The organism is Brevibacillus sp. JB24b, assembly GCF_051713385.1.
Taxonomy (GTDB): domain Bacteria; phylum Bacillota; class Bacilli; order Brevibacillales; family Brevibacillaceae; genus Brevibacillus_B; species Brevibacillus_B laterosporus.
In genome coordinates this window covers 2,827,790-2,847,117 of record NZ_JBNVQV010000001.1, presented here as the reverse complement: position 1 = coordinate 2,847,117, position 19,328 = coordinate 2,827,790, and the positions used below count along the sequence as shown (strand labels likewise).

19 protein-coding genes are annotated in these 19,328 nt (G+C 43.4%); 15 read left to right on the top strand and 4 right to left on the bottom strand.

Annotation, left to right across the window (positions count from 1 at the left end; translation table 11 throughout):
- Positions 1 to 101 precede the first annotated feature (101 nt).
- Positions 102 to 581 (bottom strand): hypothetical protein, encoded by a 480-nt coding sequence (locus ACQV1I_RS13565; RefSeq protein ID WP_094702415.1) that lies wholly within the window; start codon positions 579 to 581, stop codon positions 102 to 104.
- Positions 582 to 720: 139 nt separating this feature from the next.
- Positions 721 to 903 (bottom strand): cold-shock protein, encoded by a 183-nt coding sequence (locus tag ACQV1I_RS13560; protein ID WP_018669968.1) that lies wholly within the window; start codon positions 901 to 903, stop codon positions 721 to 723.
- 242 nt (positions 904 to 1,145) lie between these two features.
- Here ACQV1I_RS13560 and fni point away from each other — a divergent pair, with 242 nt between their 5' ends.
- Positions 1,146 to 2,207: a type 2 isopentenyl-diphosphate Delta-isomerase gene (fni, locus tag ACQV1I_RS13555; protein WP_094702413.1), complete on the top strand. Its 1,062-nt coding sequence runs from the start codon at positions 1,146 to 1,148 to the stop codon at positions 2,205 to 2,207.
- Positions 2,208 to 2,306: 99 nt separating this feature from the next.
- Positions 2,307 to 3,542: an MDR family MFS transporter gene (locus ACQV1I_RS13550; RefSeq protein WP_094702411.1), complete on the top strand. Its 1,236-nt coding sequence runs from the start codon at positions 2,307 to 2,309 to the stop codon at positions 3,540 to 3,542.
- A 91-nt stretch (positions 3,543 to 3,633) separates the two neighbouring features.
- Here ACQV1I_RS13550 and ACQV1I_RS13545 read toward each other — a convergent pair whose 3' ends face one another.
- Positions 3,634 to 4,005: a YxeA family protein gene (locus ACQV1I_RS13545; protein WP_094702409.1), complete on the bottom strand. Its 372-nt coding sequence runs from the start codon at positions 4,003 to 4,005 to the stop codon at positions 3,634 to 3,636.
- Positions 4,006 to 4,182: 177 nt separating this feature from the next.
- Between ACQV1I_RS13545 and ACQV1I_RS13540 the strand changes: the two genes are divergently transcribed.
- On the top strand, positions 4,183 to 5,151 hold the full coding sequence (locus ACQV1I_RS13540; protein ID WP_018669972.1) for a YbgA family protein: 969 nt from the start codon (positions 4,183 to 4,185) through the stop codon (positions 5,149 to 5,151).
- A 366-nt stretch (positions 5,152 to 5,517) separates the two neighbouring features.
- Here the strand turns inward: ACQV1I_RS13540 and ACQV1I_RS13535 are convergent, their stop codons facing one another.
- A complete protein-coding gene (locus ACQV1I_RS13535; protein WP_161555079.1) occupies positions 5,518 to 5,673 on the bottom strand; it encodes a hypothetical protein in 156 nt (51 codons plus the stop codon).
- Between the two features lie 392 nt (positions 5,674 to 6,065).
- Between ACQV1I_RS13535 and ACQV1I_RS13530 the strand changes: the two genes are divergently transcribed.
- From ACQV1I_RS13530 to abc-f, 12 genes are all read left to right on the top strand, one after another.
- On the top strand, positions 6,066 to 6,434 hold the full coding sequence (locus tag ACQV1I_RS13530) for a heterocycloanthracin/sonorensin family bacteriocin (RefSeq protein ID WP_176452481.1): 369 nt from the start codon (positions 6,066 to 6,068) through the stop codon (positions 6,432 to 6,434).
- 179 nt (positions 6,435 to 6,613) lie between these two features.
- The gene (locus tag ACQV1I_RS13525; protein ID WP_438769362.1) at positions 6,614 to 8,551 is read left to right on the top strand and encodes a putative thiazole-containing bacteriocin maturation protein; all 1,938 of its coding nucleotides are present in this window, start codon (positions 6,614 to 6,616) and stop codon (positions 8,549 to 8,551) included.
- Positions 8,548 to 10,491, top strand: coding sequence for a TOMM precursor leader peptide-binding protein (locus ACQV1I_RS13520; RefSeq protein ID WP_116333916.1), 1,944 nt, complete (start codon positions 8,548 to 8,550; stop codon positions 10,489 to 10,491). Before ACQV1I_RS13525 ends, ACQV1I_RS13520 begins: the two co-directional genes overlap by 4 nt.
- 22 nt (positions 10,492 to 10,513) lie before the next feature.
- Positions 10,514 to 12,094, top strand: a complete 1,581-nt coding sequence (locus ACQV1I_RS13515; protein ID WP_116333915.1) for a SagB family peptide dehydrogenase — start codon at positions 10,514 to 10,516, stop codon at positions 12,092 to 12,094.
- Positions 12,095 to 12,473: 379 nt separating this feature from the next.
- A complete protein-coding gene (locus ACQV1I_RS13510; RefSeq protein WP_438769358.1) occupies positions 12,474 to 12,692 on the top strand; it encodes a hypothetical protein in 219 nt (72 codons plus the stop codon).
- A 351-nt stretch (positions 12,693 to 13,043) separates the two neighbouring features.
- On the top strand, positions 13,044 to 13,421 hold the full coding sequence (tnpA, locus tag ACQV1I_RS13505; RefSeq protein WP_116333913.1) for an IS200/IS605 family transposase: 378 nt from the start codon (positions 13,044 to 13,046) through the stop codon (positions 13,419 to 13,421).
- 329 nt (positions 13,422 to 13,750) lie between these two features.
- Entirely contained in the window at positions 13,751 to 14,188 is a 438-nt protein-coding gene (locus tag ACQV1I_RS13500) for a hypothetical protein (RefSeq protein ID WP_236645765.1), read from the top strand.
- Positions 14,136 to 14,372, top strand: a complete 237-nt coding sequence (locus ACQV1I_RS13495; protein WP_328588838.1) for a transposase — start codon at positions 14,136 to 14,138, stop codon at positions 14,370 to 14,372. The genes ACQV1I_RS13500 and ACQV1I_RS13495 overlap by 53 nt, the downstream gene beginning before the upstream one ends.
- A 183-nt stretch (positions 14,373 to 14,555) precedes the next feature.
- Positions 14,556 to 15,830, top strand: a complete 1,275-nt coding sequence (locus tag ACQV1I_RS13490) for a Zn-dependent hydrolase (RefSeq protein WP_116333912.1) — start codon at positions 14,556 to 14,558, stop codon at positions 15,828 to 15,830.
- A 49-nt stretch (positions 15,831 to 15,879) separates the two neighbouring features.
- A complete protein-coding gene (locus tag ACQV1I_RS13485) occupies positions 15,880 to 16,677 on the top strand; it encodes an EcsC family protein (protein WP_116333911.1) in 798 nt (265 codons plus the stop codon).
- Between the two features lie 101 nt (positions 16,678 to 16,778).
- Positions 16,779 to 16,922 carry a hypothetical protein gene (locus tag ACQV1I_RS13480; protein WP_176452480.1) on the top strand — a complete coding sequence of 48 codons (144 nt, stop codon included), beginning with the start codon at positions 16,779 to 16,781 and terminating at the stop codon, positions 16,920 to 16,922.
- 197 nt (positions 16,923 to 17,119) lie between these two features.
- On the top strand, positions 17,120 to 19,171 hold the full coding sequence (gene abc-f, locus ACQV1I_RS13475) for a ribosomal protection-like ABC-F family protein (RefSeq protein WP_116333910.1): 2,052 nt from the start codon (positions 17,120 to 17,122) through the stop codon (positions 19,169 to 19,171).
- Positions 19,172 to 19,328 lie beyond the last annotated feature (157 nt).

Sequence of the window (19,328 nt, the reverse complement as noted above, 5' to 3'; positions counted from 1 at the left end):
CTTTCCAGATAACCTTTCATGGAAAGCTTTTTGCTTTAGGAAAATCAAATTAGATAAAGTTATTCGTGAAAGAAAAGGCCCTTAATCAAGGGCCATCCATACTACTCTTGTCGTTTAAAATTCTCACTGTGCAAATACGTTACCGCACCTTTATACGAGTTGTAGGAATCCTCCAGATTGTTTCCCGTATATACGTTAAACAATTCATCCTCTTGTAGTAATCGTAGCGTATCACCTTTTTGATTTACCCAAATCTCTTCAATTGGATCAGCCGAATCCAGTGCATCCTCGTTTGCTACATATTCTGTTGATAAATGTGCGATAGAGTCAGCAACCAAGCTACGCAGTTGCTCTTCGGAATAATCGCGGATATTGACCATACCTTTTGGACCAGTCTTTTTTTTCGGAAGGTGGCCAGCATAGACAAAGCCATTTCCGTTTGGATGAAGATGGTTCACAACAATCTTTTTGTCACGTAGGCTTCCTTCAAAATGATAGTTCAGGCGCCCTAGAGAAACCTCTTTTTTTGTTAGTTCTGGGAACGATTCAATAATCGCTTTTTTTTGTTCAAAAGTTAGCATGCAATCCTCCGTGGTTCTATATCTTCGAGATATACTATACATATCATGAAAAAGTATACCATAAGCTTCCTGTGGATGAAATCATAGAGAAAAGGAAGCCTGCCTCTCTAGTAAGAGACACGCTTCCCATGTACTCATCTTAAGCAATAGGGGGGAGCATTTTTGAATCTTTAACCATAGAGGAGCTGCAAATCGGACAAACCGGTACTTCGTCAAAAGATAAATTTTCTCTCATCCAGCAGATACAATCATCTTTGGTACATGCCCAGATAGAGGTTTCAACATCTTCTACCGGCTCTTCTTGTTTGCGAGAATAGTACATTGCAAAACACCTCCAAGCTTCTTTGCGAAACTCTTATGCCTTTTATCCTAAACCTTCCAGAGGTCTTTTTATTCAAAAATGAAGAAAGAAGTATAAGTCTCACTTCGTTGAAAAGTTAGGCAACAAGCAAAAAGTTTTTTCTGTCAGTAACCTTATTTTTTTACAAGCAAGAATCAGAGTAGTAGAATAGAGTATGGTAATGCAGGAAAAGAAGAAGAATGACATGCAGGAAGGTGATTGTAGTGACGCATCAGTCAGAGATTGAAAAACGTAAATCAGAACATATTGAGATTTGTTTACATAAAGAGGTAGCCAACCGGTTGACCACAGGTCTAGAGCAGTATCATTTTTTACATGCGGCCCTTCCAGAGATTCATTTTGCTGATGTCTCGTTACATACCACTTTCTTAGGAAAACATATGGGGACTCCTTTTTTTGTAAGTTCCATGACAGGTGGAACGAAGAATGCTGAACAAATAAATACCAAACTAGCTATTGCCGCTGAGGCTAGAGGTTGGGCCATGGGGCTTGGTTCCGTACGTGCTGCATTGGAGAGTGAAGAGCTTGCTCAAACCTTTAGAGTGAGAGAACACGCTCCAACGATCCCAATAATCGCAAATTTAGGCGCTGTTCAACTAAATTATGGCTACACGGTCAAAGAATGTCTTCGCTGCGTAGAGCTGGTTGAAGCTGATGCGCTGGTATTACACGTAAATAGTATGCAGGAGATTTTTCAACCTGGCGGAGATCATGATTTTGGGCATCTACTACCAAAGATTGAGCAGGTTTGTAAGGCGAGTCAAATTCCAATCGGGGTGAAGGAAGTAGGGTTTGGCATTGATTCGCAAACAGCTAGACGCCTCGTGGATGCTGGAGTTTCTTTTATTGACGTAGCAGGGGCAGGGGGTACATCCTGGATCGAGGTTGAGAAGCACCGATCGAATGAACCAATGAAGCAAATTGCCGCAGAAGCGTTTCGGGATTGGGGTATTCCGACAGCTGTTTCCTTACAAACCATTCGAGAAGAGCTTCCTTTCTTCCCTTTAATCGGAAGTGGTGGTATTCATAACGGGGTTGAAGCGGCAAAAGCGATTGCTTTGGGAGCTGATTTAGTTGGATTTGGTCGTGCTCTACTTGAAGCGGCTACGACATCCGTTGAAGAAGTGGTGGCACTTATGGAACGAGTAGAGTTTGAGTGCCGTGCAGCGATGTTTGGAATTGGTGTGGCTACGATTGAAGGTCTGTCAGCTACAGATCGCTTATGGTCGATAGGTGAATTAAAAATCAATCGAGGTAAACGATGAAAAATGAATTGACCAAAATGAACTCTTCTGTTATTTTATTTGGTTGTATTCGTTAAATTGTTTCGGTAGATTTTTACAGCATGAGAGGAGAGTACGAGCGTGTTTTCCAAAATGTTATCCACCTATCCTCGAACCTTGTGGATTTTGGCGATAGGGGCCATTATTAATGTTACGGGGATGTCTTTTATTTGGCCTCTAAACAATATTTATATCACCCAGGTATTGGGTAAACCAGCTACGGTAGCTGGACTCGTCTTGATGCTTCATGCTGGTATGGGAATCATCGGAAGTATGGCAGGTGGCATTTTACATGACAAGATTGGCGGAATTAAAACCATCTTTGCTGGGGTACTTATCTCAGCTGCCTGCGTTACCTCGCTAGCTTTTTTCCGAGTATGGCCATTTTATGTTTGTATGATGGGCGTACTTGGCTTTAGTAATAGCATGGTATTCCCGGTCCTCAATGCGATGGCTGGAAGTGTCTGGCCAGAAGGGGGACGACGCGCATTTAACTTGTTATACTTGTCGCAAAATTTAGGTGTAGCGGTTGGTTCTGCGTTGGGTGGAGTGGTAGCTAGCGTATCGTTTATGTTTGTTTTTTTAGTGAATGGTGCAACTAATTTAATCTTTTTAGCCGTGATTGGCTTTGGATTAGATTTAAAGAAGATTGCGGCAGAGACAGCTACGCGAAATTTGCAAAGAAAGACAGAGAAAGCTAACAAAGCTTCCAAGGATGAACCCTCCATCTGGAAAACACCCTCTGGTTTATCCTTGATCATTCTTGGCTTAGGGTTTGCGATAACTTGGATTCCCTATGTGCAATGGTCGACCAATCTATCTTCTTACATGACGAAGTTAGGCTACTCGTTATCCCAATATAGTTTGTTGTGGACGATTAACGGAGCATTGATAATCCTAGCTCAGCCGCTGTGTGCTTATGTCACACGTCATTATTTATCTAATCTTCGTTCTCAGATGATCGGTGGCTTGTTTATCTTTGTTTGTGGAATGGGTGTTTTAGCGTTCGATCAAGCTTATAGTCATTTTGTGTGGGGTATGATAATCGTAACTTTAGGAGAAATGCTATTATGGCCAGCAGTGCCAGCCGCGGCAGCAGAACTTTCGATTCCCGGTAAAGAGGGATTATTCCAAGGAGCTGTGAGTGGTTCAGCAACTGCAGGGCGTATGATTGGTCCATTCATCGGGGGGCTTTTGTACGAAAGCTTCTCACCAGTCTTTATGCTGTACGTGATGATTGTAATTTGTGTGTTACCCCTCCTTTGTTATCTCTTTTATGATCGCCCGTTATATGGCAGTCTCAGAGATCGAATTTAATCAATAAAGGTAAAACTAACATTAATAAAAATAGGCTGTTTCGTGATAGGACTAAACCTGCAGAAAACAGCCTATTTTTTAAACTTTATTTTCAGGACTCTTTTGGAGTACTTAGTTTTATCTGTGCTTTTTCAGGAATACCTGCCGGAGTTACTTCCGTCCAGCCTTTTCCATTTAAGCCTTTCGCATAAACCTCTAAATATGCACCTTTACGCAGGTTTTTAGAAGCGGTCATGATAAAGGTATTTTTTTCTCCTTGATCATCGTATCCAACGAATTGATATTCCCACTGTGTATCATTTAGTTTTTTACCATCAGTCTCCACGACCGTATAGTAAGGCTTTACCGGAATAGTAGGGTTGAGACGATCAAGCATAACAGATTGACCTCTTAGAGCAAACAGAAGAAGGAGTATACCAGCTACGATGGCTGCTAGAATGATTACAAATTTGTTAATAGACACAAAATACCTCCCAAACATATTTCAAGTAGTGTTGAGTACAAGCCTACTCGGTTTATGGATATAACAAAATGCATCTAGCTTACAAGCAACTTACACTTCTGTAAGAAAGAGCTGTTCGTATAGCGTGGGAAAAAACGGATAAAATAAAGAAGATTTCCAACGGGTGGAGGGGCAAGTGTGGAGATAACAACCAAACCGATTGTTGTTGTAAGTAAATGCTTGGAATTTGCGGAGTGTCGTTACAACGGAGATGTGCTTTCGGATGTAACCGTTCGAAGCCTGGCTCCTTTTGTGACTTTTATTCCTGTATGTCCCGAGATTGAGATCGGTTTGGGGATCCCGCGTGAAACCATTCGAATCATTAAAGATGGTGAGCAGCACCGACTCGTCCAGCCTTCAACACGAGTAGATCTTAGCCAACAGATGGATGCCTTTGCCGATACCTTCTTACAAAATGTAGGAGAAGTGGATGGTTTTATTTTGAAAAATCGTTCTCCAAGCTGCGGAGTAAAAGATGTCAAAGTATATAGTGGTTGGGAAAAAGCACCTGTTGTCGAAAGTGCTCCTGGTTTCTTTGGTGCTAAGGTAAACGCGTATTTTCCTCATGCGGCTATTGAGGAAGAGGGCAGGTTAAAAAACTTTACCATTCGAGAACATTTCTTTACGAAGCTGTTTACGCAAGCGTATTTTCGTCAGCTAAGAATGGAACCTACTATTCGGAAGCTCATTCAATTTCATGCTGAAAATAAATATTTATTTATGGCATATAATCAAAAGCTAACCAAAGAATTAGGTAAGATTGTTGCAAATCACGACAAAAAAGCAGAGCAACAGGTCTGGGACGAGTATGCTACCTTATTACCTAACATGTTTAAGCGTACAGCCCGGTATACCTCCAACATTAATGTCTGTGAACATATTATGGGCTATTTTAGCAAGAGGCTTTCTACAAAGGAAAAGGAGCACTTTAAACATTTATTACATCGGTATCGAGAGCGAAAATTGCCACTAAGTAGTATGACCAGTCTTTTGAAATCCTGGGTATTTCGATATGAACAAGAATATTTGTTACAGCAACGCTTTTTTGAACCTTATCCGGAGGAATTAATTGATTTAGGAGACTCTGGGAAAGGAAGAGATTACTGATAAAGATGCATTTGTAGTAGTTGGTACACTTCGCCCTGGTATGAAAAGCTGGTCTAGGATACGTGTCGTGATCATGTGTTTAAGTTAAGCCACTTTTTTACATTTATAAACCAGAAGCATCCTAAATGGACTAATTTAGTTAATTTACAAAGAGAAGATGTAGAGAATTACATCTGCTATCTTCGCAGGATTCAAATTAAAGGTGAAACCCCACGAAACACCTTTATAGTTCAGGCCCTGAGTAAGATCAATACTTTTATTAACATTGTGCAGAGATTTGAAATGGAAGTAGACTTTTTGCTAGTATCAGAAATTTGTCACTTAACCATTTGTACACTAAAAACAAGGTTCTCCATAAAGATTAATTTACTTCGGTGAAGACATTTCCTCTTGTGTTTCTCTTCTAGAAGAAAGATTTAATTTGACTTGATCGCTAAATGCTCTCGCTAACAGTTCAGCTTCCTTTAAGACCGAATATCTCAAATTCACCAGTAAGTGTTTATCATCTATCAAATGCGCCAACGAGCCAAATCCTCCTGGGCTTCCGCCATTCGCTCTTGTAACCTGCCGATCATTGTGTACTTCGTTAAATTCTATTCCTATTACATAAATTTTAAAATTTTACCTAATAATTCCATAATATAAATTAAAACCGATTAATGAATTTCTGATTGATTACGACCTTGCGAGGGCGGCTTCATTTGCTCGAGCAACTGATGGACAAATTTGTAGATAAAATCGAACGACACATACAGGCGTAAAAACAAATCCCCACACACGTTAGCTGGGTATGGGGATTTCCACATCGGTGAGCAGTTTAAATGAAGGGCCACTTTCCACTCGGGAGGTGGCTCTTTTCTTGCGTTTTTTAAGGGCCCCCAAAAATAGGCTTTTGCAGGAGGATCCAATCAAGGATGATCTTTCATACATATAGTGTATATTCGCTGATGGGTATTCGTGTAGCGGATGGATGTCACCCGTTCGACAAAGGTGTTCCTAAGTATCATATTTTAATGCTGGAGGTAGTAATCATGGATGATTTCCAAAACGAACTTAAAAAGTTGAAGATTGACAAATTCAGCGGTGGAGATGTATCGCCTTGGGAAAATGAAAGTCAGCAAGATGCAATGCTAGTTCAGAGAAGATGCGGAGGGTGTCATCACCGCTGTTCGTGCAATTGCTCGTGTAGCTGTTCATGCAGTTGTTCATGCAGTTGTTCATGTAGCTGCTTTTGTATTTTCTTCAATTGCTCCCGATGTGGTCGTTGTTCCCGTTGCTTCTAAGATCTTAAAGGAAATATTGCTGCCGGAGAAAAAGAGAGCCCCTGCACAGTCAAGTAGTTTGGCTACCAGGGGCTTTGTTCACAAAAAGATCAGGTATGAGGGACAAATAGCCATACATAAGATTACGGTGAAAGTGCTGGCGCGTTATTTGGGGAACTGCGAACAGTAGGAGGAGTGACATGACAAAATTAGATTCTTCTATGCGTCTAAAAGTGAAAAGGGACACTTTTTTTCTTCCTGATCAAAAGGGAAATGTGTATTTTCGGAATAACGTAGGCTCATTTCGTATGGAAGGAAACGGGATTGATCAGTGGATTGAAAAATTATTGCCGGTGTTTAACGGGGAAACCACGTTGGGCGAGTTGACGGACAGATTGCCGAAAGAATATCAGGATCGTGTGTTTGAAATCGCAGAAAATTTATTCCGAAACGGTTTTGTTCAGGATGTAAGTCAAGATCGTCCACATCAGCTGACGGACAAGATTCTGAAAAAGTATGCTTCGCAAATTGAATTTTTAAGTAATTTGGCTGATTCTGGCGCTTATCGTTTCATGTCTTATCGTCAGGCTAAAGTGCTGGCGATAGGCTCTGGTCCGATCTTTGTCTCATTGGTTACAGCGTTGCTGGATTCCGGCTTGTCCAGGTTCCACATGCTGGTCAATCGTTCGCTGCCGACGGATCGACAGCGGATAGTGGAGCTGGCGTCTCATGCCCGCAAAGCGGACTCCGAGGTAGCCATAAAGGAACTTGCGCTACAGGTGGAGGGAGTAAATACTTGGCGCGAGGCTGTGCAGCCGTTTGATGCGATTTTGTACGTTTCTCAGGAGGGTGATGTAGAGGAACTGCGGGTTCTTCAAGCCGTTTGTAGGGAAGAGGGTAAAGTGCTGCTGCCCGCGATATGTCTGCAGCAGGTGGGGGTGGCGGGACCGCTTGTGCATCCAGACTCTGAGGAATGCTGGGAGTCGGCGTGGCGCCGTATACACCAATCCGCGCTCTGCAAAGACGAAAGGCTGCATGCGTTTTCTTCTACAGCAGGAGCGATGCTGGCAAATGTAATCGTGTTTGAATTGTTCAAGACCATTACGGCGGTGAACGAATCGGAACCGAAGAATAAGGTCTACCTTCTTGATCTGGAGACGTTGGAAGGAAACTGGCATTCGTTCATGTCTCACCCGTTGATGACAGGAAAAACGAAAGTCAAATGGATAGAAGATCTTGATGAACACCTCGAACAAAAAAAGGACTCAAGTGATTCGAACGGTCTGATCCCTTATTTCAGCACATTGACATCAGCAGAATCAGGGATTTTCCACATCTGGGAGGAGGGGGGCTTAAAGCAGCTTCCATTGGCCCAGTGCCGAATTCAGGCAACTGACCCGCTGTCGGAGGGACCGGCCGAGCTGTTGCCGGAGATGGTGTGCACAGGGATGACGCATGAGGAGGCTCGGAAGGATGCGGGGCTGACCGGAATAGAAGCGTATGTATCGCGTATGGTTCCCACGTTCTTGACGGGACAAATGCTAGAGCCACATGATTTTGTCGGGGTCGGAGCGGGGGAGACCGCAGCGGAGGGTGTCAGCCGCGGGTTGCAGAAGTGTTTGTTCCAAGAACTGAGCACGCAGCATATGGATCAAAAACCTCCTGTTAATCAGGTGCAATTGAGTACGGTAGAAGATGAGTATTGCCGGTTTTATTTGCAAGCATTGATCACCATGCTAGGAACACCGAGGATCGGAGTGGGAGCAGAAGTGTTCGGTTTCCCTGCAGTGTGGGTCGGTACAGGTGAACGCTGGTATGGCAGTGTAGGTTTAAATGTGACCATGGCGTTGCGTAATTCGTTGCAGTATGCCTTGCTAGTGGCACAAAATCAGGCGGAATTTCGCATGCCGCTTGCGTTGTCCCGTGCATCCGTTCTTTTGGAAGAACAGGAGCAAAACAGTCTTGCGATTCCCGGACTAGACGAAACAGCGCAAACAGAGATCTTGCAGTCCGCTCTACAGGTTTTGAAACGGAATCAGAAGCGGCTCTTCCTCTTGGATTTGGCGCAGGAGTCCTTTTTGAAAAAGGAACTGGCAGGAGTATATGGGGTTTTGCTGCGAGAGGAGGAGTCCCGGTGAGTTCAGTCGTTTTGGTTGTCGGAGAAGGGCTCTTGGCGGATCTCGTGTGCAAAGAATTGTCTGCTCCATACGAGGTCGTTCGTCAGACCGATTTGAAGGCCCAAATGCCGAAAACAGCGGAAATAGCTCTGGTGTTGCACGATGCTTGGAATCCTTTCGTACATCGCGAGGCGGAAGCGGTGTTGCAAACATCTGGCATCCCTTGGCTGCGCGGTTTCGTTTCGTTTGGTGAAGGCGTGGTTGGGCCGCTGGTGCGTCCTGGTACGCCGGGGTGTTCGCAGTGTGCTGATCTGCGATATCTGATGGCGGGACGTGAGCGTCAAGAGATATGGGAGCTGCAACAACGGCTGGGCGAGCAAGCGAATATCTCACGTGATGCATGGGCATCGCACACGGGGCTTTTGCAGATGACTCACGTGCTCGTGGCAGAGGTACAGCGGGTGCTAACAGGCGAGCAAGCCCACTTGGAAGGTCGGTTATTTTTGATCAACCTGAAAATGTTAAGGAGTTCTCGCCACTTCATTCTGCCTGACCCGTCATGTGAGGTTTGCGGTCAGATGCCCGAAGATTCGGCGCTTGCAGCTCGCATATCACTAAAACCTAATCCGAAGATCAGCGCCGACAGTTACCGCTCTCGCCCCATGGACGATCTCAAGAAGGTTTTGGGTAAAGAGTATCTGGATTACCGAACAGGCTTTTTGAATAAAAAACTGCGTGATCTGGTGTCGCCGTTTGCCGATGTAAGTGTTAGTCTGCCGTTGTTCACTGGGGACGAGGGGACAGCAGGGCGGACGCATTCGTATGAGGATAGCGAGATGACAGCCATATTGGAGGGCTTGGAGCGGTACTGCGGAATTGCACCTCGCGGCAAGCGGACCGTGATCCGCGACAGTTTCCACAATCTTGCGGGTCAAGCGCTCGATCCCGTCAAGGTAGGGCTACACACCGAGGAACAGCATGAGAGACCTGATTTTCCGTTCGTACGGTTTGATCCTGACCGACCAATGTATTGGGTATGGGGCTACTCGTTCTTGCAAGAGCGCTCGATTTTGGTTCCGGAGATGCTTGCCTATTACGGGATGGGTGATAAGGATTGCTTTGTGTTTGAAACTTCCAACGGATGCGCGTTGGGCGGCAGTCTGGAAGAGGCGATTTTCTACGCCATTTTGGAAGTGGTGGAGCGTGATTCATTCCTGATGACCTGGTATGGGGAGCTTCCTCTTCCTCGTATTGACCCCTTTTCGATTCACGATCAGGAATTGCACTTGATGCTCTACCGTTTGCAGGCGGTGGCCGGTTATGATGTCTATGTGTTTAACGCGACGATGGAGAATGGGATTCCCAGCGTTTGGACACTGGCGAAAAACAGAAAAGAAAAGGGAGTCAATCTGATCTGTGCGGGCGGCGCTCATCCGGACCCTGTGCGGGCGTTGAAAAGCTCAATCCACGAATTGGCCGCTATGCTACTGACATTGAACGAGAAGTTTGAGGCTAACCGTGAAGAGTATGTGCGTATGTTCCACGATCCGTTTCTGGTGAAAAAGATGGAGCATCATTCTATGCTGTACGCTTTGACGGAAGCGGAAGAGCGCCTGCAATTTTTGCTGAATGATCATCGTCCATTGCGAACGTTTGAAGAGGAATTCATACCGAAGCCAAAGTATGGCGACTTAACCGATGATTTGAAGTCCCTTCTCCAGACGTTCCGCCGATTGAATCTCGATGTGATCGTGGTGGATCAGACGACACCTGAAATCTTGCGGAACGGACTGCATTGCGTAAAAGTACTGATTCCGGAGATGTTGCCGATGACTTTCGGACATCACCTGACCCGCGTTAAAGGACTGGATCGGGTACTACAAGTGCCCATGGAGCTTGGGTATACGAAGCAGCCATTAACGTATGAACAGCTCAATCCACATCCGCATCCGTTTCCATAAATCGTGATAGGGAGGGAAAAGGATGAGACTGGATACTTTTCTGCACACACTTCATTTCGACACAGAAAAGGCACTACCACTTGACTTCGAGGTGGACTGGGAAGACGCACCCTTGCCATTTAAGCTCTACCGTGGCTTGCCTGTCATCCCGTTGTCTGCGGAAATACCGCTTATGCTGGAGGAGCGACAAGCGATCACGAAACCAGATCTGCGAGAAATGAGTCATTTTCTCTGGTACGTATACGGTCTGACTCAATTCAGCGAGTCTGTCTTTGATCTGAATACGATGGAACAAGCTTTTGGACCGATACAATCGTACCGACGGTTTGTTCCGTCTGGCGGTGCGAGGTATCCAAACGAAATATACGTATATCTGAAGCTGGAAGGTGCCCATACCGGTATCTACCATTATGATGTCGCTCACCAGCGATTGGTTTTATTGCGTAAAGGAAATTTCGATGATTATATGGCTCGTGCTCTCGGCAATCGCTGTGATCTATCGACTTGTTTTGCGACCGTTTTTGTGACGACCATGTTTTGGAAAAATTTCTTTAAATACAATAACTTCGCCTATCGCCTGCAAGGCCTGGATGCTGGCGTGCTGATAGGGCAATTACTCGAAGTTTCGAAACGGTTTGGCTATGAATCGGGGGTATATTTCCAGTTTCTCGATCGTGCGCTTAACCATCTGCTGGGGCTGTCAGAACAGGAGGAGAGCGTCTATGCGGTCATCCCGCTGTCGGTGGAGCCGGGGAGTACGTGGTTTGGGAAAGGGAATGGCGCAAATGGAAGCGTCACGGCCGCTGAATTGTGTCGGGAGTTGCGAACGGTAGAGCACGATCACTACGTACGGTCGCAACGGGTTCTGCCATTCCCGATGCTGATCCAAATGACCGAAGCGTCCCAACTGGAATCTCTACAATCGTTTCGGCGGTTTGAAGGAGAAAAGAACATTACTTATGAGGGTAACACAGTGGCACTCCCTCAAGTAGGGCGGTTCTTTTATGATCTGGGCTCGGCCTGCAGAAAACGGGTTTCGCCGGAATTGGGTTTTGTTTTAGGCAAGGTAAGCCAACAGCAATTGGCTACTTTATTACAAGAGGCGACTGCTTCCTTCCAATATCGAAACGATTTGGATGAGGACCAGGGGAACCGCCAACCCCGTGTCTTCCTGTATTGCTGTTTGTACAACGTAGAAGACATTCCGGATGGTGCCTACCGCTATGACAGTGAAGCTCATGCGTTGCGGCAGATACGTCTTGGCGATCATCGGCTTTACCTGCAACAAGGCATGAATCTGGACAATGTAAATCTGTTTCAGGTACCGCTCTGCTTTCATGTGGCAGGGGATAAAGATCACCTCAAAGCAGCACTGGGGTACAGAGGGTATCGCATCCAGCAGATGGAGGCGGGCATGCTCGTGCAACGTTTACTTTTGGCGGCTACTGCTCTCGGCATGGGCGGGCACCCACTGCTTGGCTATGACGTGGAGTCCTGTGATAATCTCAATCAGATGGATTCGCATGGAAAAACCAGCTTGATCCAGATTCCGGTTGGTCCCTATCGTCCGAGGTCCCGATTGGAGGGGAGTTTGCATGGCTAGGGGTGAATGAGAAGAAGCAAAAGGTTGTCGAGACATCACTCGGCAACCTTTTTTTATCCGCGTATAAAGGGTATAAGAAATTGTGAAGATTCTGGAATAGAAAGGGCTTACTACTCGCCCTTGATGTATATTGAGATTATGGGTGAATCAGCAACACGACAGTACATCCAAACGTAATTGAAGTAAGAGGTGGTTTTATTATGGAACAACTTTCACTCACTTTAGTAGGAAAACCGTCGGCTCGAATGGAAAAGATCTAAAATAGGATCACTACAAGAAGATGAAATTTTAATACGAACAATTGCTGGAGCTATTAGCATTGGTGCAGAAATACCTCAGTATAATGGTGGTCGTACTATTGTTGTGGTGGGTAAAACATTTGCTTAAAAAAGAACATGATAATTTAAAAGACGATATGCCAACATCTTTTTCTACGACCGATAATATATGGAGTCGATATAAAGAAGAGAATTTTGAAATTATTCGGGTTACTTGGCAAGAAAAGAAAGTCATTTATGCAGAAACAATCAAAAAAAATGACCCTAGTGTCCGACCGTCACTTGTTCCATATTATGAGGATTGCAAGGAAATTTTTTAAGGGTTTATGAGATTTTGAAAGGTAATCTTTATAATATTTTCTTTTAATTGTAAACATATAAATGAGGAATTGTTTTTTCACAACGTCGGAACATACGAACTACACCTAAAAAAGTATGTTGCATGTTCAACTAACGGGTTCGATAGTTGAAAAGTGGCAGACACAACAGAGGCAGTCTAGGACTTTATTTACTCTTCTTAGTCCGCCGTTGCGGTTATTGAAGGTTTAGAATAAAATAGGCTCCGTGAGGAACCTTTTCCTTTTTAAAGTACGCATTTTATACTTTATATACATGTATCCAACGTTTAAAGCGTTGGATACATGTAAGTTATTTTAAATTAGTCTTGATAAATGATGAACTATCATTTCGTTTTTTGTCCTCGATACAGAAGGAAAATATTCCTTCGTGCTGATGTAGAAGAACGCTTTAAACAGTTAGTACAAGAAATATGTGAAGAGTTGAAAATTGTCATAATCGCCTTAGAGTGCGATAAAGACCATACACATATGCTTTTGAATACTGCGCCCACACGTAGTCCTGCTAATATTATGGCAAAAATTAAAGGAGTGACTTCTAAAAAGGTAAGAGAGGAATTTCCTCATCTTCGACACTTACCAAGTCTATGGACACGTTCTTATTTCGCATCTACCGCAGGAAATGTATCGAGTGCGACTAGTAAGCGATATATCTCTACGATTAACGCACTGATTTCTGAAATGGTTGCGTAAAAGAAAACAACTAAAAAGACGACAAAAGATGTTCCTGCAAACCTTCCAAGTGCAGTCAAGAATCAAGCTATTAAGGATGCAAAAAGCGTATTTCAGAAAGTGAAGAAAAGCAAGTACGCAATGATTCCTATTCTCAAGAAGCCTGTTTGCGTGTGGAATAACCAAAACTATTCGTTTGATTTCACCCATATCCATCTGCTTTTGATGATAGATGGAAAAGAAAGAAAGTACCTGTTCGTGCATTGTTGGTTGATAAACACAACCGTAATCTAAATTTGCTGAAACACAAATTAGGTACGCTTCGCGTAACACAAAAAGCAAACAAATGGATGGTACAAATTTCCGTCACCATTCCTACAAGCGAAAAAACAGGAACAAAGATAATGGGTGTAGATGTAGGTCTGAAAGTTCCTGCTGTTGCAGTAACAGATGAGGATGTACTCGTTTCTTTGGCCATGGCAGACAAAAACAAATATGTCAGACGTAGGTTTAAGTCAAAACGTAAGAAGCTAGGGAAACAAAAGAAATGGAACGCTATTTGCAATCTTGATAATAAAGAACAGCGATATATGAAAGATCAAGACCACAAGGTGAGTCGTGCTATTGTGCAATTTGCGGTAGATCACAATGTTTCTGCCATTCGCTTAGAACAGTTAACGAATATCAGACAGACGACAAGAACAAGTCGTAAAAACGAAAAGAATTTGAAAATACATGGTCATTTTATCGTCTATCCCATTCATTGCGTACAAAGCAAATATGTTTAGAATTAAAGTAGAGTATGTGAACCCTGCCTATACTTCGCAAACGTGTCCTGTCTGTTCCGAAAGGAATAAAGCACAAGACCGCACATACAAGTGTACATGTGGATTTCATACTCATCGTGATAGAGTCGGTGCAATGAATATTCGATATGCACCTGTGATTGATGGTAACAGTCAATCAGCATAGGGAACTATATGTTCTGCCCTATGAGGGGTGATGGCACACCCTTATCTTGCACGTCAGCTATACTAGAAATAGACTTGGTTTTTGGTAGAAAGAATCCCACTGGCGTTAACCAGCTTTGCCCCTTTAGGGGTGGGAGTGTCAATACTGCATACTATTTCATCTAGATAGAGGAGATTTGATGCTATGGATACCTATAAAAAACAGAAACTTGTTCTGGATTCGCCCGTACAGATAAAAGAGCAAAGAATTGACAGTAGGTTACGACAATTAGGTCAAATTGGTAGGACGATGGAACAGGGCGTTACGAGATTGGCGTTGACAGCTGAAGATATGGCAGCACAATGTATAGTTGCTAGTTGGATGAAAGAAGCTGGAATGCGTGTTCGTAAAGATTGTTTTGGGAATATAATTGGTAGAAAAGAAGGCAACAATCCCCATGCTCCTGTCGTAATGCTTGGGTCCCATATCGATTCAGTTCCTAATGGTGGTAGATTCGATGGTACGGTTGGAGTAATTGGAGGAATTGAGGTTGTTCAGGTTTTACATGAAAATAATGTGCAACATGACCACCCTATTGAAGTAGTTGCTTTTTGTGATGAAGAAGGAGTTCGCTTTTCAGATGGCTTTTTTGGGAGTAGGGGGATGTGTGGCAAGCTTACCCCAGAGGATTTGGAAAGACACGACAATCAGGGTATGACCAGAATGGAAGCCTTACAGCAATGTGGCTTTCCTTCTCAACAATCAGGATCAGATGTGCGGAGTTCTGAGGGAATAAAGGCGTATCTAGAACTACATATCGAACAAGGTCCATATCTACAAGCAGTGAATGAGCCTGTTGGGATTGTTACCAGCATTATGGGAGTGAAATTGCTGTCCATCAAATTGATGGGGCAGTCAGGTCACGCAGGTACAGTACCAATGAACATGCGACACGACCCGATCATGGCTGCAGCCGAAGTAATTTTGGGAATAGAAAAAATATGTAGTGCTGATGCTAGCAAACCTACCGTGGGGACAGTGGGTACAATCGGGATAGAACCAGGTGCTTGCAATGTAATACCAGGCTCGGTTGAATTGACGGTTGATATTAGAGATATAGATGAGAGTCGGTTGTTACAGATTTTGACAGATATAGAGGACCTCCTCTCAGAAATTTCCTTGCGACGTGGGCTAGAATATCAGATTGAGAATGTGTTGGCGATAAAAAAGGCGGATGCCGCCGCTGAACTTGTACAGATGTTTCGAGAGATTGGCTTGAGAAGACAGAACGAACTGCCGGAGATGTATAGTGGTGCAGGTCACGATGCGATGATTCTGTCTGAGTTAACACAAATGGGGATGTTATTTGTTCGTTGCAAGGATGGGATTAGTCATCATCCTGAAGAGTGGTCCCATGCTTCAGATATTTGTCTCGGCGTAGAGTATTTGTATGAAGCGGTTTGTCGATTAGCTATCTAGTCTGATGAGTGTGAGACAAGAGGGCGGTGTAGTGAAAGGGGCATAATTCATGGAAAGCGTAGAGGAATTGCAACAACAGTTCCATAACATTGAAGTGTGGGAACAAGAGCAGAAAGATTTATGGTTCTGGGAGAAAATAGGGCGCCTTCCGTTTGTATGGTTAGATCGAGCTGTCCCAAAGGTTTTAAAAGAAAAGGTAGGAGATTTGTTAAACGAATTAGGTGCCTATATCCAGACGGGCGGGAAATATCTAATCAAGAATCAAGATGTTTGGAGCCGATTTAGCAACCCACCAAATACGATCGAGCAAGTGCAAATAAGACCTCTACAGGAAATGGATCAGGTAGCCCTTCAATTAACGGAATCGCGCACGAATGTTGCGATGGTTCAAGGCGCTACTACAGGCTTTGGCGGTATGTTTACACTTGCGATAGACATACCAGTTATTATAGGCCTTTCCTTAAAAGTATTGCAGGAGATGGCACTTACGTATGGCTATGACCCGCATGACAAGATAGAACGTATTTTTATTATTAAATGTTTGCAATTTACCTCTGCAGATGTTGTTGGCAAAAAGGCAATTTTAGAAGAGCTGGCTGTTTTTGATGAGGGAGAAAAGCATCAAGAAATGATTGCTCAGCTACAAGGCTGGCGCGAAGTGAGCTTGACATACATGGATAATATGGCGTGGAAGAAGTTATTCCAGCTAATCCCCATAGTTGGTATGTTTTTTGGTGCATATACGAATCGTACACAGATTGCAGACATAGCGATGACAGGGCAGATGCTCTACAAGAAGCGGAGAATCTTACAGAGATTAGCAGAACAAGACAGAGCGAACCTATAAATCAAATGTAAGCATTGCAGAGTATCAGCTGAAAATCTACTTTACAATTGCTAAACCGTTCTGTATACTATGGAAAAGTTTACAAAAGGAGGTGCAGGTACATGTCAGGAGCTGTTCAAGCGTGGTTTGTGGTAGAAATGTCCAGTCAGACACATGATTTCGTTAACAATGGGAGAAGTCTGTCCATTTTTCACTCTACTATCAAAATCGAACAGTTTCCATTAACGCGTACCATGCATTCATAACCTCCCTTTCATTCATTATTCGATCATCCTGATTGGATTCATTTAAGAGGAAAAAAGATGCTACAGGTGGTAGGTGCCTGTGGCTTTTTGTGTTCTCATAAAATGTACGAGGCACTAATGATATGAAATGATTCATGGGGTATGTTAACGCTTGTGTAGCGCTTGTGAGGGGCTGTTTTCCAAGGAGGAAATAGATCATGATCATTCTTGCTGCAAACTCTCTTTCAAAATCATTCGGAGCCAATATGGTATTAACCGATATCACTTGTGAAGTGGACCGGTTGTCACGTATTGGTATTGTTGGACCAAATGGGGCGGGAAAAAGCACACTTTGCACCTTGCTACTGGGCTTAGATACCCCAGATTCAGGAACTGTTTTTCGAGCAAAGGATGCTACCTTTGCTTATTTATCACAACAACCTTTATATCCTAAGGAATGGACGGCACGAAATGTCATTGAAAGTGCCTTTGCCAAGGTGCAAGAAATAGAGTTGTCCATGCAATCGTGCCAAGAACTCATGTCAAATATCGACGAGTATCAAAAATTATCAACTGAGGAACAGGAAAAATTATTATTTCGCTATCAACGATTGCAGGATACTTTCGAACAACTAGACGGATATATGGTGGAAGCTAGTATTCAAAAGGTAGTAGATGGTCTGCGATTGTCCACGTCGTTACTTGAAACCCCTTTTTCTTTGCTTAGTGGGGGAGAAAAAACAAAGATTGGCTTGGCAAAAATTTTATGCGAAAAAAGTGATGTACTCCTCTTGGATGAACCTACTAACCATTTGGATGTAGAATCAATGGAATGGTTAGAACAATTCTTACGTGAATATCCTGGCACTATTTTACTCATTTCCCATGATCGCTACTTTTTGGATGCAGTGGCTACAAGCATATGGGAGGTGGATAGTGGAGAACTACAAACCTATCAAGGGAATTACAGCGAGTTTGTAAAGGAAAAAGAGGAACGTTTATTACGGCAATTCGCGGATTATCAAGAACAACAAAAGAAATTCAAGAAAATGAAAGAAGCAATTAAGCGACTAAGGGAATGGGGAAACCAGGCTAATCCTCCCAACGATTCTTTTCATCGCCGGGCCAAGAGTATGGAGAAGGCATTGGAACGAATGGAGAAAATTGAACGTCCACGTCTCGAAGCTGATAAAATGGACTTGTTTTTCCGAAGAACAGATAGAAGTGGTCAAGATGTAATAAGAATGAATGCTGTGACGAAAGCTTTTGGGAATGTGTGTCTTTTACAGGAAGCGAATTTCTCTATGCGATATGGTGAGCGGAAAGCTTTGCTGGGTTCCAATGGGAGCGGTAAATCTACGTTTCTTAAAATGATTTTAGGGGAGCTAGAACCGGACGCAGGTAATATAATGCTAGGAAGCCAAGTAAGGGTTGGATATTTATCACAACAGGCGTTAGAGGGAGATCCTAAACGGCGTGTGATTGATGCGTTTCGAGAAGTCGCGATTGTAACAGAAGCACAAGCACGGCATATGCTGGCTCGGTTTTTGTTTTATGGTGAGCATGTATTTAAAAAAGTTGGTCAACTCAGTGGCGGAGAGCGGATGCGACTACGGCTGGCTCAGTTGATGAATCAAGACATTAATCTATTTATACTAGATGAGCCTACTAACCATTTAGATATTGAAGCGAGAGAAACATTGGAAGAAGCCCTACTTCAATACCAAGGCTCACTTTTCATCGTATCCCATGATCGATATTTTTTACAAAAGATGATTGAAGGTGTCTACTGGATTGATAATCAGCACTTGACCCATTATGAAGGAACCTATGAAGAAGCGAGAGAAAAGCGCAAAAAGCACCAATTAGCTCACAATCATACAATGGTAAAATACAAGCAAAAAAGCTTACATGTACAAGATGCACAAAACAAAGAACAGAGTAATAATGATCAGCTCCAAAAGGTACCTGATGACCAAGCTGAAACTGTAGAATTTGTACATCAAACTAGTCAAACAGAGAATAAGAAACAGGTACAATTAGCTCCTCTCAATAAAGCAAGAGTACCTAAAGTGAATCCTTTTAAACTTCAGCAATTAGAAACTGAGATTGCTCAAAAAGAAGCGCAATGTGAGCAGTGGCAGCGGGAAATGGAGCAAGTTAAGAACGACTATGTACAGCTTCTTCACTACCAGAATCAAATAGCAGAACAAGAACAAGAGATCAAGCAGCTTTATGAAAATTGGTACGCTATGCAAGGAGAAGAATAGTTTGAACCCAGTATGGTAAGCAAGAGCAGGCAGCAATCATTCGAAGGAAGGAAGCTGCCTGCTTTTTTATATACCTTAATATTATAGAGGTTTGCGTATGGGGGAGATAGTGTGTAGTTTTTGCGTTGTAGGTGTTCCACATGCAAAGAAGGGCTTT

Excerpts from the sequence above, each read along its gene's own strand:
- ACQV1I_RS13480 (WP_176452480.1), top strand. The coding sequence starts at position 16,779 with ATGTCAGGAGCTGTTCAAGCGTGGTTTGTGGTAGAAATGTCCAGTCAG.
- ACQV1I_RS13565 (WP_094702415.1), bottom strand. The coding sequence starts at position 581 with ATGCTAACTTTTGAACAAAAAAAAGCGATTATTGAATCGTTCCCAGAA.
- abc-f (WP_116333910.1), top strand. The coding sequence starts at position 17,120 with ATGATCATTCTTGCTGCAAACTCTCTTTCAAAATCATTCGGAGCCAAT.
- ACQV1I_RS13495 (WP_328588838.1), top strand. The coding sequence starts at position 14,136 with ATGGTCATTTTATCGTCTATCCCATTCATTGCGTACAAAGCAAATATG.
- ACQV1I_RS13485 (WP_116333911.1), top strand. The coding sequence starts at position 15,880 with ATGGAAAGCGTAGAGGAATTGCAACAACAGTTCCATAACATTGAAGTG.
- ACQV1I_RS13560 (WP_018669968.1), bottom strand. The coding sequence starts at position 903 with ATGTACTATTCTCGCAAACAAGAAGAGCCGGTAGAAGATGTTGAAACC.
- ACQV1I_RS13530 (WP_176452481.1), top strand. The coding sequence starts at position 6,066 with ATGATCTTTCATACATATAGTGTATATTCGCTGATGGGTATTCGTGTA.
- ACQV1I_RS13500 (WP_236645765.1), top strand. The coding sequence starts at position 13,751 with ATGGTACAAATTTCCGTCACCATTCCTACAAGCGAAAAAACAGGAACA.
- ACQV1I_RS13515 (WP_116333915.1), top strand. The coding sequence starts at position 10,514 with ATGAGACTGGATACTTTTCTGCACACACTTCATTTCGACACAGAAAAG.
- ACQV1I_RS13525 (WP_438769362.1), top strand. The coding sequence starts at position 6,614 with ATGACAAAATTAGATTCTTCTATGCGTCTAAAAGTGAAAAGGGACACT.
- ACQV1I_RS13490 (WP_116333912.1), top strand. The coding sequence starts at position 14,556 with ATGGATACCTATAAAAAACAGAAACTTGTTCTGGATTCGCCCGTACAG.
- tnpA (WP_116333913.1), top strand. The coding sequence starts at position 13,044 with ATGATGAACTATCATTTCGTTTTTTGTCCTCGATACAGAAGGAAAATA.